At 43.2% G+C, this 12,166-nt stretch carries 11 protein-coding genes and 3 tRNA genes; 7 read left to right on the top strand and 7 right to left on the bottom strand.

Annotated features, from left to right (window positions below):
• Window positions 1–154: 154 nt before the first annotated feature.
• The 4 genes from QO187_RS10440 to QO187_RS10425 all read left to right on the top strand — a co-directional run bounded on the left by QO187_RS10440 (window position 155) and on the right by QO187_RS10425 (window position 4,429).
• Window positions 155–958, top strand: a complete 804-nt coding sequence (locus tag QO187_RS10440) for an acetyl-CoA carboxylase carboxyltransferase subunit alpha (protein ID WP_102078709.1) — start codon at window positions 155–157, stop codon at window positions 956–958.
• A 190-nt stretch (window positions 959–1,148) separates the two neighbouring features.
• The gene (tilS, locus tag QO187_RS10435; RefSeq protein ID WP_102093239.1) at window positions 1,149–2,729 is read left to right on the top strand and encodes a tRNA lysidine(34) synthetase TilS; all 1,581 of its coding nucleotides are present in this window, start codon (window positions 1,149–1,151) and stop codon (window positions 2,727–2,729) included.
• A gap of 177 nt (window positions 2,730–2,906) precedes the next feature.
• Window positions 2,907–3,740 carry a pyrroline-5-carboxylate reductase gene (gene proC, locus QO187_RS10430; RefSeq protein WP_102093237.1) on the top strand — a complete coding sequence of 278 codons (834 nt, stop codon included), beginning with the start codon at window positions 2,907–2,909 and terminating at the stop codon, window positions 3,738–3,740.
• Window positions 3,741–3,859: 119 nt separating this feature from the next.
• Entirely contained in the window at window positions 3,860–4,429 is a 570-nt protein-coding gene (locus QO187_RS10425) for a YggT family protein (RefSeq protein ID WP_101205146.1), read from the top strand.
• 103 nt (window positions 4,430–4,532) lie between these two features.
• Here QO187_RS10425 and QO187_RS10420 read toward each other — a convergent pair whose 3' ends face one another.
• Complete coding sequence (locus QO187_RS10420) at window positions 4,533–5,327, bottom strand: hydroxymethylpyrimidine/phosphomethylpyrimidine kinase (protein WP_102093250.1); 795 nt, start codon at window positions 5,325–5,327, stop codon at window positions 4,533–4,535.
• Between the two features lie 375 nt (window positions 5,328–5,702).
• Here QO187_RS10420 and QO187_RS10415 point away from each other — a divergent pair.
• The 3 genes from QO187_RS10415 to QO187_RS10405 all read left to right on the top strand — a co-directional run bounded on the left by QO187_RS10415 (window position 5,703) and on the right by QO187_RS10405 (window position 7,072).
• Window positions 5,703–5,792: transfer RNA gene (locus QO187_RS10415), tRNA-Ser, on the top strand.
• 181 nt (window positions 5,793–5,973) lie between these two features.
• Window positions 5,974–6,050: transfer RNA gene (locus QO187_RS10410), tRNA-Arg, on the top strand.
• Window positions 6,051–6,409: 359 nt separating this feature from the next.
• The gene (locus QO187_RS10405) at window positions 6,410–7,072 is read left to right on the top strand and encodes an RDD family protein (RefSeq protein ID WP_102093236.1); all 663 of its coding nucleotides are present in this window, start codon (window positions 6,410–6,412) and stop codon (window positions 7,070–7,072) included.
• 97 nt (window positions 7,073–7,169) lie between these two features.
• Here the strand turns inward: QO187_RS10405 and QO187_RS10400 are convergent, their stop codons facing one another.
• The 6 genes from QO187_RS10400 to QO187_RS10375 form a co-directional block, all read right to left on the bottom strand.
• Window positions 7,170–8,195 carry a calcium/sodium antiporter gene (locus QO187_RS10400; protein ID WP_371548280.1) on the bottom strand — a complete coding sequence of 342 codons (1,026 nt, stop codon included), beginning with the start codon at window positions 8,193–8,195 and terminating at the stop codon, window positions 7,170–7,172.
• A 188-nt stretch (window positions 8,196–8,383) separates the two neighbouring features.
• Window positions 8,384–8,764, bottom strand: a complete 381-nt coding sequence (panD, locus tag QO187_RS10395; protein ID WP_010196068.1) for an aspartate 1-decarboxylase — start codon at window positions 8,762–8,764, stop codon at window positions 8,384–8,386.
• Window positions 8,765–8,864: 100 nt separating this feature from the next.
• Window positions 8,865–9,446: an aminoacyl-tRNA hydrolase gene (gene pth, locus QO187_RS10390; protein ID WP_102093233.1), complete on the bottom strand. Its 582-nt coding sequence runs from the start codon at window positions 9,444–9,446 to the stop codon at window positions 8,865–8,867.
• A 175-nt stretch (window positions 9,447–9,621) separates the two neighbouring features.
• Window positions 9,622–10,302: a 50S ribosomal protein L25/general stress protein Ctc gene (locus tag QO187_RS10385; RefSeq protein ID WP_057758040.1), complete on the bottom strand. Its 681-nt coding sequence runs from the start codon at window positions 10,300–10,302 to the stop codon at window positions 9,622–9,624.
• 421 nt (window positions 10,303–10,723) lie between these two features.
• Window positions 10,724–11,671 carry a ribose-phosphate pyrophosphokinase gene (locus QO187_RS10380; protein WP_057758042.1) on the bottom strand — a complete coding sequence of 316 codons (948 nt, stop codon included), beginning with the start codon at window positions 11,669–11,671 and terminating at the stop codon, window positions 10,724–10,726.
• 109 nt (window positions 11,672–11,780) lie between these two features.
• Window positions 11,781–11,856 (bottom strand) — tRNA-Gln (locus QO187_RS10375).
• Window positions 11,857–12,166: the final 310 nt, after the last annotated feature.

The following is a 12,166-nucleotide window of genomic DNA, read 5'->3' as shown; positions in this document are numbered from 1 at the left end:
ACAAAAGCGGCGTTGTCGATAATGTCATGCTATTTAAGATGTGCTACTATAGCTCCTATTGAGTTTACAACTGTACTTTCATTATCTGAACACGGATAACGATATTATTCTTAAACATAAATACATTAAGTATAATTATTAAAGGGAAGCGTCTATGAGCACTGTCTGGGATAGTGTGCAGCTTGCAAGGCACGCCAAGCGTCCATTATTTATGGACTATGTTAATCAGCTTTTTACCGAATTTGACGAATTGCATGGCGACCGTGCTTTTGCCGATGATAAAGCCATTTTGGGTGGCCTTGCGCGTTTTGACGGTCAGCCTGTGATGGTGATCGGTCAGCATCGTGGTCGTAGCACCCGTGAGCGTATTGCTCATAACTTTGGTATGGCCAATCCTGAAGGCTATCGCAAAGTGATTCGTTTGGTCAAAATGGCTGAGCGCTTTAATATCCCTGTGATGACCTTTGTCGATACCCAAGGCGCATATCCTGGTATCGGTGCAGAAGAGCGCGGACAAGCACAAGCGATTGCAGAAAGCATCGCTGTGTTCTCTAGTCTGAAAGTGCCTGTGATTGTGACTATCATTGGTGAAGGTGGCTCAGGCGGAGCATTAGCGATTGGCGTTGGTGACAAAGTAAACATGCTACAAAACAGTATTTACTCAGTGATTTCGCCAGAAGGCTGTGCTTCTATCCTTTGGAAAACCGCTGAAAAAGCACAAGATGCTAGTGAAGCATTAAAATTAAACGCCATTAACCTCTATCAAATGGGTTTGATTGATGCTGTTATCGAAGAGGGCGAGGGCGCACATGTACAGCCACAACCTGTGATGAATGCCTTAAAAGCATTAATCACTGAACAGCTCGATGAAATTAAAGACTTAGATCCTCAAGAGCGTTGTGAGCTACGTTATGAAAAGCTAAAGTCTTTCAATTCAGAAGTGATGTTGCCTGCCTAGTTGGCTAATACTGTACCAACCTAATATTAAACGTCACAAATGCGTGGCTTTTAATATTAGAGTCTGAGTCTTAGTGCTAAAATAAAAACGTGTCATTTAATGGCGCGTTTTTTTTTGGCTGTTACTATTACTGTTGCTATGTACAGCACCTAACATAAAGCACCTAACGTAACTAAAAATAAGGCTGAATATGACCAGCAGTGCAATTATCTCACATCCTATTAAATCAATTGCCGATTTGCCAGTTGATAAGACACTAGCAACCGCATTAGTGAGCAGTATGTCTGAGTATAGTGATCAGTTGCATGGTCGTCGTCTTTGGCTGGCATGTAGTGGTGGGCGTGATTCATTGGCACTTGCGGCGCTGTGTGTGCAGCTCTATCGACAAGGTAAATTGCCATGTCTGCCGCAGCTGTTACATGTCGATCATGGGTTACAATCGGATAGTCAGTATTGGGCTAAGCATGTTGCCAATTGGGCGCAAGCGCAGCAGATACCTTGTCGCATTTTACAGGCACAAGTGAATGGGCATGATGAGCAGGCCGCTCGGCAAGCACGCTATAACATCATGCGTGCTCATATCAACCAAGACGATGTATTGCTATTAGCGCATCACGCTGATGACCAAGCTGAAACCGTATTGATGCGATTAATTCAAGGTGCTGGGGTGAATGGTCTGTCTGGTATGCAGCCATGGCGAGTGCAAACGCAGGGCGTACAATGCAATATTCTGTGGCGACCTTGGCTTACGATACGACGATCCACTATTAGCGCCTACGCCAAGCGCTTAGAGTTGCCTTATATAGATGATCCTACTAATGACAGCGGCGATAACGTACGTAGTGGGCTACGCCGCGACATCATGCCAATACTGGCTACATACAATCCCAATGTCATTGATAACATTGCTCGTAGTGCGCAGCTGTTAAATGATGCACAGGATACAATCAATGCTCAAGCTATGCAGGATATGCAGCAGACAGAACATACAGACCTGCAATTTTCATCCGCACAGCGCGTACTAAATATCGATGCGTTGCAAAAGCTACCCATGTATCGTCAGCGGCAACTATTGCACTATTGGTTGGGTCAAGATGAGCCGTTACCACCTGCTAAGCAACTTGTCGATGATGTATTAACTCTAAGCCAACGTGATGACCAAGATCATCAAACAGAACTGTTTTGGCAAGGTCGTAAAGCATCTTATACCATTCGGCGCTATCGTCAGCAGCTCTATCGTATGAGCAGCGAATGGCTGTCTTGGCTGAAGCTACCACTTACCGAGCAGGTGCTGCCACTATCTAGCCTGAGTTTGTCTAAGAATAATTCAGCTGATAATAGCTTCGAATTAGTCACCTTGTGCAGCAGTAATGACTACATTTGGCAATTACGAGTGATGGGAGATGCGCTGTTAAGATTATTAGAAAATAGTACGGACGGTGTAGCACAGCAGGCAACGTTAAAAATAGCGCCGCTAGATCGAAAGCAACGGCTAAAGACTGAGATGGCTGCGCGGCCACAAGCAGGCAAAAAACTGTATCAAACGCTTGGGATTCCACTATGGCTGCGAGACAGCTTAATGGTAGTTAGCATTACCTTTATAAATGAATCCAAAGATGGAAATGATATACAAACTAATATTTCTCTATTACTAGCGTCGCCATTTGAGAGTTGGCTTTTGAGTTCTGAGCAGACGGATAAAGATACCGATAGCGATGCTAAAAGCAATCAATGGGCTGAGTACATTGAAAGTGAGCTTAGTCTAAAATAGAAAGCGTCAAAAGTTTAATATCCGTTGGCTGACTCATTGATTTTTATCAGGTTGATGTCAGGCGCGACATTTTGAATTTATCAAACGGTGATAGTGGCAGTATGATAAACTGAGTGTCGTTTTACATATCAGTATGTTAAGTTGAATACCTTTGAATTTTGTGACTAGGAGACAAGTATGTCGGTATTAGATAATAAAAAAATCAGTTTTATTGGTGGCGGAAACATGGCACAAGCGCTCATTAGCGGGCTTGTGGGTTGCGGCATCAAACCAAATCTCATCACGGTCGCCGATCCTAGCAGCGATGCACGTGAGCAATTAGCCGCCAAAGGACTAAATACTGTTGATCCAATGGCTGATCCAAAGTCTGCTGTGATCGGTGCAGATATCGTGGTGCTAGCAGTCAAACCACAAATGATGAAAGTAGTGGTAAGTGCTTTTGCTGACGTACTAGACACTCAACTGGTCATTTCAGTGGCGGCAGGCTTGTCGACTGATCTTTTATCAAACATGTTGGGCGGCTATAGCAATATCGTCCGTGCAATGCCAAACACGCCTTCTATGATTCAGATGGGCGCGACTGGCCTCTACGGTACAGACAATATCTCAGCGGAACAGAAGCAGCTAGCAACAGCCGTTATGGAAGCATCAGGTTTGGTCATGTGGGTCGATGACGAAGAGCATATGCATGCCGTTACAGCCGTATCAGGTTCAGCGCCAGCGTATATGTTTTACTTCATTGAATCGATGGTCGATGGGGCAGTTGCATTAGGACTAGATAAAGAACAAGCCTCAGCGCTTGCTATGCAGACCATGTTAGGTGCTGCAAAAATGGCGATGAATAGTGATGATGCACCAGCTGAGTTACGCCGTAAAGTCACTTCACCGAACGGTACTACTCAAGCAGCGGTTGAGTCAATGCAAGCCAATGAGATTGGTCGTCAAATCGGCGAGGCCATGCAAGCTTGCTATGATCGTAGCCAAGCGTTAAGTGAAGAAATGAGCAAGTAAACACTGACAAGGTGTGTTGTGAGTCACCACTGACGTCACACCTTATGTAATCATCAGCATCTGATAATGACATTTGTCATCCTAGAATCTGTTAATAATGTCACATTGAGTAGCACTTCATGAACAACATGTTATTTCAAATTTTTGATTTGGTCACCACATTCGCTATGATGCTGGTGTTTATTCGTTTTATGTTGCAGTTTGCAGGGATGGATGCGAGCAATCCGATGATTGCACCTGCTTATAAAGCGACGCATATCGTCGATGTATTCGGGCGTATTTTTCCGACTGTTGCACAGGGACGCATTAGCATTGCCGCTATCGTGCTGATGTTTTTGATTCGTCTAATCGACATCTCTGGAAAGGCCGCATTAACGCATAAAGGTATTGCCCCTGTACCGCTATTCTTTACGGGTACGACTAGCTTATTATTAGACTTTTTACGCATGTGTCGCTATCTGGTGATTGGTTCTATCATCGTTAGCTGGATTGTGGTGTTTACCAGATCTGAGCATCCGATTATTGGCATTATCATTAATTTGGCTGAGCCTATTTTGGCCCCGTTTCGTCGTATTACTCCGAATTTAGGTATGCTCGACTTATCGCCAATGGTTGCTTTCTTAGCATTCTATTTGCTGGAGATATTCATCGGTGGTTTGGCTGCGAGTGTGTTGCCAACCTTGGGTTAAACCTAATTAAATCTAAAAACTGTCATAAAAAAGGCGCTCTATAAAAATATAGAGCGCCTTTTTTACGTCTGCTACTTGGGTAAGCTATGGCTTGTTAGGTATGCTAAAAACGAACAAAGCGATTAGGTATGAGTTGAGCTTGCGAATCATCAGGATGCGGTGCATCAGCTGCCCGCAATGTCTGGGTAATCCAGCTGTCTGCCGCTTGCACAGCATCAATGAGAGCATCGCCCATTGCCAAGCGTCCAGCGATGAAGCTGGCAAGTGAACATCCTGAGCCATGGAACTCACCATCTAAGCGCGGCAAGGTACTTTTATGGACCATTTCGCCCTGTATATATAAGTACTGCTCGATATCACCACTATCAAAATCATGTGAGGTTTTTACCAGTACGGCATGAGTACCTTGAGCACATAGCTTTTGTGCACCGACATGCAAGTCTTGCTCACCGCTAAGCGCACGTAGCTCATGAGTATTTGGGGTAATTAAAGTGGCGTAGGGCAGCAATTGTCTAAAGGCGTTAACCAGAGTTTTTTCATCGCCCAAGCTGCCACCGCTATTTGCGACTAGTACAGGGTCTAAGACAAATGGCGTGTTGTTATCGATAACTTGATCAGCAAATAGTTCAGTCAACATTGCGATGTTATCAGTGGTGCCGAGCATACCTGATTTGATAGCACTAACAGGCAAATCATCAAGAACCGCAGTAGCTTGAGCTTTTACCAACGATGCCGCACAAGCTTCAAAGCCAAATACCTGCTGCGAGCTTTGGATAGTGACCGCCGTACACGCAATGGCTGCATGTGCCTCTGATTGTCCAATGGCCTCGATATCCGCTTGTAATCCAGCACCGCCTGAAGGGTCTAATCCTGAAAAACACAGTACGACAGGTCGCATAACAGCTCCTTTTGAGATATTTTGAAGTAAGTGACAAATACTATAGCCACCTACTACTAAAAAATCTATCATAGTCTTATGCTTATGCTTATGCTTATGCTTATGCTTATGGATGAGGTATAAGACGGTAGAATAAATAGACCCAATATTAATAAGCAATTCAATAGTCATATCTAGCGGTAATATGCCATAATTTTCCGTATAAAAATGCAAGATAAGTACTTATGTCTATAATTTTGATAAAAGCCGCATTAAATCTGTAGACAACGCTTGCAATTCGTTTTGGCTTTGTTATAATACTCGCCCACGACATGAGACGTATTGTTAGCATCAATACTATGTTTATAGAAATTTTATAAATGTCTTGAATCGTTAGGTGAAGTGGGTGAGTGGCTGAAACCAGTTCCCTGCTAAGGAACCATACGTGTAAGCGTATCGAGGGTTCGAATCCCTCCTTCACCGCCATTTATTCAGTTGTTATTAGAGTAATAACGCAATATACTGCGTTAAACATTTTAATAATTAATTCAAAAAATAATTTGTTTTAATTAAAAAAAATGTTGACACAAGCGATATTATCTATATAATGACCAACCTAATTTACTGCAAAAGATATTATCTGCGCAGTGGATAAAGTGCAAAATACGCGCCTGTAGCTCAGTTGGATAGAGCACTTGGCTACGAACTAAGGGGTCGGGAGTTCGAATCTCTCCAGGCGCACCATTTGCATAATAGCTTGATTTAAGCTAAAAATTATTAAAATAATCGCCTGTCTTATGACAATTGGCGGTTTTTTTATGTCTGTAACTTTCACCCTTCTACTTATTTATTCTTCGACCATCTCTTGTATGTAGCATGATTGGATAGCCAACTAATAATATTAGAAAGCAATCTACGATATTGGAGAGCAATCTATGATATTGGAGAGCAATCTATGATATTGGACAGCCATCTACGATTTTAGGCCATCTACGATTTTAGGCCATCTACGATGTTAAATAGTCATCTAGGATAATGTACGATAGCCCCACCATTTACGGTACAATAGCGTTACTATTCACTGCTTGCTATGAGCTTGTACCATGTCAAAAAGTCCATCTAAACGTCCGTCAAAAACGACTCGCAAATCAAAGCCTCAATCTAGTGCGCCTGTACAGCAAGATCCTAACGAAGAGCCAACCATCGCTAAGCCTATGATTCGTGTCGTGGCGATTCTCTATGATGGTATGCTGATTTTGGCACTGTTATTTTTGGTAGGGACGATACTAACCGTCGTCGGTACGCTGTTGACTATGCAGACGGGTACTGAGTCCTCACAAGCTCAGTCACTGCCGCTTTGGTATCAGAACGCCATTATGACGCCATCATTTGTACTGACGCTCGTGGCATTCTATGGGATATTCTGGCGCCGTGGTGGTCAGACATTGGGTATGCAGACGTGGCGATTAAAAACGATTAATGATGCAGGCCAATGGCTAACGTGGGGTCAGTCGTTTAAGCGTATTTTGGCCGCTTGTTTGATGCCGCTGATTTTCGGCATTATTGGCAGTCTTATTGATGGATCACGCGCCGCCTTATTGGCCAGCGCATTTCTTGGTTTGGTATTCAACTATGTGTTCTGCCTGTTCAACCCTCGCGGTTTGGCAGTACAAGATATGCTGTCCAACACCATCACCCTAAAAATGCCAAAAGTGGCACATGAAGGGCTATGGCGCGGTTTTAAAAATCGTAAGAAGAAACTGTAGTCTGATTTGATTAACGTAATAACTTTTATTAACGTAGTAACTCTTATCGACGTAATAATTTAGTCTTATCATTGCTCAGTTGCTTTAGCCTAAAAAGTTACATACTAACGCTTTGAATCAGCCATGCGGTGTAGCCCATAAAGAACAGCACCAACATAGCACCTGACGTACGACCGAATTGGCGCTTTGTTTTAAAGGCAAACACGCATAGTGTCACTAGCAATATCGTCAATAGTCCCATTGCCATTACATCACGCGATAGAATCACTGGGTCGGCGGCAATAGGAGCGATGACCGTTGCCAAGCCGACAACTGCCAAAGTATTGAAAATATTAGAGCCAATGATATTGCCAAGCGCCATATCATGTTCGCCTTTACGGGCAGCTGACAAGCTCGATACCAGTTCAGGTAATGAGGTCCCAACGGCGACAATCGTTAGACCAATGATGAGCTCACTAAGACCCCATAGCGTTGCCAATTCGACAGCACCCCAAACGATAGCGCGTGAGCTGGCTACGAGCATCAGCATACCGATAATTAAACTGACAAGACCACGCGTTACACTTGGTTCTAGCTTTTCTAAGCTCTCTGAGTTATTTAAGTTCTCTAAGTTATTTAAGTGCGCTGAGTCAGCATTAACCACGACCATATCGTCTTCATGCTCATGATAGCCTTCGCGTATACTCATTATGATCTGTAGCCCTAAAACGGCGACCAACAAAATCAACAATACGATACCATCAGCTTGGCTCAGTGTTCCATCACGTAGCTGCCAAGCGGCGATGACAGTAATCAGTAGCAGCAAGGGCAAATCGCGCTTTACGATGCCTCTACGGATGATAATAGGGCTAATCAATACGGTTGCACCGAGTACCAATGCGATGTTGATGATATTTGAGCCATAAGCGTTACCGAGAGCCAGCTCAGGGCTGCCTTCTATCGCTGCTAGTACTGATACCACCATCTCAGGCGCTGACGTGCCTATACCCAATATTAAGACACCAATTAAGAAGCTAGGCACACTAAACTTCTTTGCTAGTGCTGTCGCCCCATCAATGAAGACATCGGCACTCCAAACTAAAATTGCTAACCCAATCAGTATTGCAAGCGCGGCCAACCACATCAGTATGTTTCCTTGTATATGATGAAAAATGTGAATTTGATAAATAAAAGTGGTATAAAAAAAGCCGAATCTTGATTTAGATTCAGCTTTCCTTTTAGCATCGAGATTTTTAGTAATAATAGCAGCTAATTCAAAGATGTAACTTTGTGTTTATCTTAAATTTACCAAAACCTCACCATCCTGTCATATTAAGCAACTTGTACAGGAATGATATTTGCTGTGTCTTTTACGGTGTTGTCTTCGTTGCAATAGACCAGTTTTGGCTGATACGTTGACGCTTCAACTTCGTCAAAGTGTGCATACGCACAAATGATAACGATATCGCCCAAATCTGCCATATGAGCTGCAGCACCATTCAATGAGATAATACCAGAGCCTGCTTCAGCACGGATAGCATAAGTGCGAAAGCGCTTACCGTTGGTCACGTTATAGATATCAATAGATTCGTTTTCGCGTAGACCAGCAAGATCTAATAGATCACCGTCGATACCGCAAGAGCCTTCATAGTGAAGTTCAGCGTGGGTAACACGGGCACGGTGTAATTTGCATTTAAGCATATTAAGTAGCATAGGTTGGTTCCTTGGCGTAACTGATATTAATTAACTAAATCAAAAGGTTAATGGGGGTAAAACTGCCAAAATAAAAGGTCATTATCATTGAACGGCTATATTATTCTGGTAATTTAAAGCCATTAATTTGTGAACGTGCTTTTTCGACATCACCATCTAACAATAATGGGAGTGCTTCAAAAGCAGCTGTCAGCGCGCTATCGATCGCCATCTGCTCATCAGGAGATGCTTTAGAGAGAACGTGTCCACTAACTTTAGACTTGTGACCAGGATGGCCGATACCCACACGCAGGCGATGAAAATCATTGCCAATATGCGGCGTGATATCGCGTAGGCCGTTGTGACCACCATGTCCACCGTCTGTTTTGAGTTTGATACTACCAGCTGGAATATCGAGCTCATCATGAGCAATCAACAATTCATCATTTTTGATGCCATAGAAATTTACCATAGGCACCACTGACTGACCAGATTTATTCATAAACGTCAGCGGCATAAGTAAACGCACATCCGACCCATGAATCTGCCCACGCCCTGTCACTCCATGAAATTTCTTATCAGGGGAGAGCGTGATATTAAACTGCTGAGCCAAATGATGGACAAACCAAAATCCTGCATTATGACGCGTAAACATATACTGCTGACCAGGATTACCAAGACCGACAATAAGCTTTATGGCCATAAAAACACCCTGCTTGAATTTGATAAATAGGGGTAAGGTTTGAGGTACTGATAGACAGTTTATTTTCAAACCTTACTTACAAAAACAGCAGGAGATTTTAATCACCTGCTGTCTTATTGACTAAACGAATGTATCACTAACCAGCACAAAATAATGCACTAGTTAGAAACAGTTATTACTCGCTGTCTTTGTTTTCTTCAGTACCGTCGTTTTGCTCAGTTGCTGGTACTTCATCAGCATCAACGTCAGCATCAGCATCAACTTCTTCTACTGTTGGTGGCTGCATGTTAACGATAGTACGGTCATGGCCGTCTTCTAGCTCAAGCTCATGAATAACAACGCCTTCAGGAAGTTTGATGTCTGATAGACGGAACAAATCACCGATTTCCATGCCTGATACATCTACTTCTAGGTATTCAGGAAGTTGTGATGGTAAGCAGATAACTTCGATATCAGATACTAGAGTAGATAGTACACCAGCAGCAGCAGTACCAGGCGCATCTTCACGACCAGTGAAATGAACAGGAACGTTCATGTGGATTTTCTGACCTTTTACAATGCGCTGGAAATCAGCATGCATTGGGAAGCCTTTAGCTGGATGGCGCTGCAAGTCTTTGATAACAGCTTGATGCTCTTCACCGTCAACGTTGATAGTCAAGATGTGTGAGAAAAACGCTTCGAATTCTAGTGATTTTACTAGTTCGTTAAGCTTGATAGAGATAGCTGTTGGCTCTTCGTTACCACCATAGATGATAGCAGGAACTAGGTTCTGCTTACGTAGGCGGCGGCTCGCACCTTTACCTTGTAGTTCAGCAGCACGATCAACGGCGTTTAGTTCAAAATGATTAATGCTCATGGATATAATCCTATAAAAAAAATGATGAAGTGTCTGGTCATAAAAAAGTGGATTTGCGACCAATCCACTAATACGTGATGATAGCTAATATTATCGTTACGAAGAAAACTCGCAATGTCTAAGCTTAGCCATTTGCTTATAGCAGCGCTCGCTACGATAATTACCATAACGATGGTTGCTGTTAAGCATGATCAGCACTTTTGATAGTGCTAGCCTAATAAAAACAACGAAAAGGTCAGCACAGGCGCGCATTATACGTGATTCTGTAGCAATAATAAAGACCTACGCAAAACGCCTACACAAAACAAAGCGCCAAGTAATGATACTTGACGCTCTGTTTTTTAACTATTCAAGATGTCTTACTACAGTCATTGCTACTAAAAATTACTGCAATAGCTGTTTTAAAAATAACTATATCAGTTTAAGCGTCAAACATCGCGCTAATAGATTCTTCGTTATTGATACGGCGTAAGCTTTCAGCAAGCATCGGTGCGATGCTGACTTGACGGATTTTGCTACAGGCTTTGGCTTCAGCAGATAGTGGAATTGTATCGGTCACAACCACTTCATCTAATGCAGATTCGCTGATGTTTTTCAGTGCGTTACCTGATAGGACAGGGTGCGTGATGTAAGCCAAGACGCGACGTGCACCATTTTCTTTCAATGCTTCAGCTGCTTTACACAATGTACCTGCAGTATCGACCATATCATCAACGATAACGCAATCACGGTCACGAACATCACCAATGATATGCATTACTTGTGACTCATTGGCACGAGCACGGCGCTTATCAATAATTGCCATGTCGGTATCGCCTAACTGCTTGGCCATCGCACGTGCACGAACCACGCCGCCTACGTCAGGTGAAACAACCATGATATTGTCATAGTCTTGCTTTTGTAGGTCGTTTAGCAATACAGGTGTGCCGTAGATGTTGTCTACAGGGATATCAAAGAAACCCTGAATCTGATCTGAGTGCAAATCAACAGTCATTACGCGATCGATACTGACGATGTTTAACATGTCAGCGACTACTTTAGCCGAGATAGGTACACGAGCTGAGCGTGGACGACGATCCTGACGAGCATAACCAAAATACGGCATGACAGCTGTAATACGGCCAGCACTAGAGCGACGCAAAGCGTCAGCCATCATCATGATTTCCATCAAGTTGTCGTTGGTCGGTGCACAAGTAGGCTGCATGATAAACACATCTTTACCACGTACGTGTTCTTTGATTTCCACGGCAATTTCGCCATCAGAAAAACGCGTGATGTCAGCTTTACCAAGAGGTATGTGAAGATGATCGGCTACGGTTTTTGCTAATTCTGGGTGGGCATTACCCGTAAAAATCGCCAAATAAGGCATGACAGAAGTCCTATTGATTGACTCAAGCAGCGACCGCTAAGCAGTGTCAAACTGCTCAAATTAAGAAAAGAGTGGTGAAGGTGTTGAAGTATACTATTACAGTAAAAAATGGCAGGGGTAGCTGGACTCGAACCAACGGATGTCAGGATCAAAACCTGATGCCTTACCAACTTGGCTATACCCCTGTAATGTCTAGGCTATGAACAACCGATATTTAATAGCGACTAAGTAGTCGTTCTTAATATAGTGTCATGACCTGTCAGTTATCTAAAAAACGGATAAACCGTTTAAAACATAACTTTTCCCTAGCGGTGTCCATTGCGAACTATACCGAAACTGGGATAACGTTGTCAATGACAATAAGATAAGTGGCTCTCTATAAACCGCTTATACTCGATGTATCTCTAACGCTTCGTACTAAAAAATGGCAGGGGTAGCTGGACTCGAACCAACGGATGTCAGGATCAAAACCTGATGCCTTACCAACTTGGCTAT

This window comes from Psychrobacter sp. Arc9 (assembly GCF_041431295.1).
In the GTDB taxonomy this organism is placed as follows: domain Bacteria; phylum Pseudomonadota; class Gammaproteobacteria; order Pseudomonadales; family Moraxellaceae; genus Psychrobacter.
Note: the sequence above shows the minus strand (reverse complement) of the source record. Positions and strands in the feature narration are given on the sequence as shown.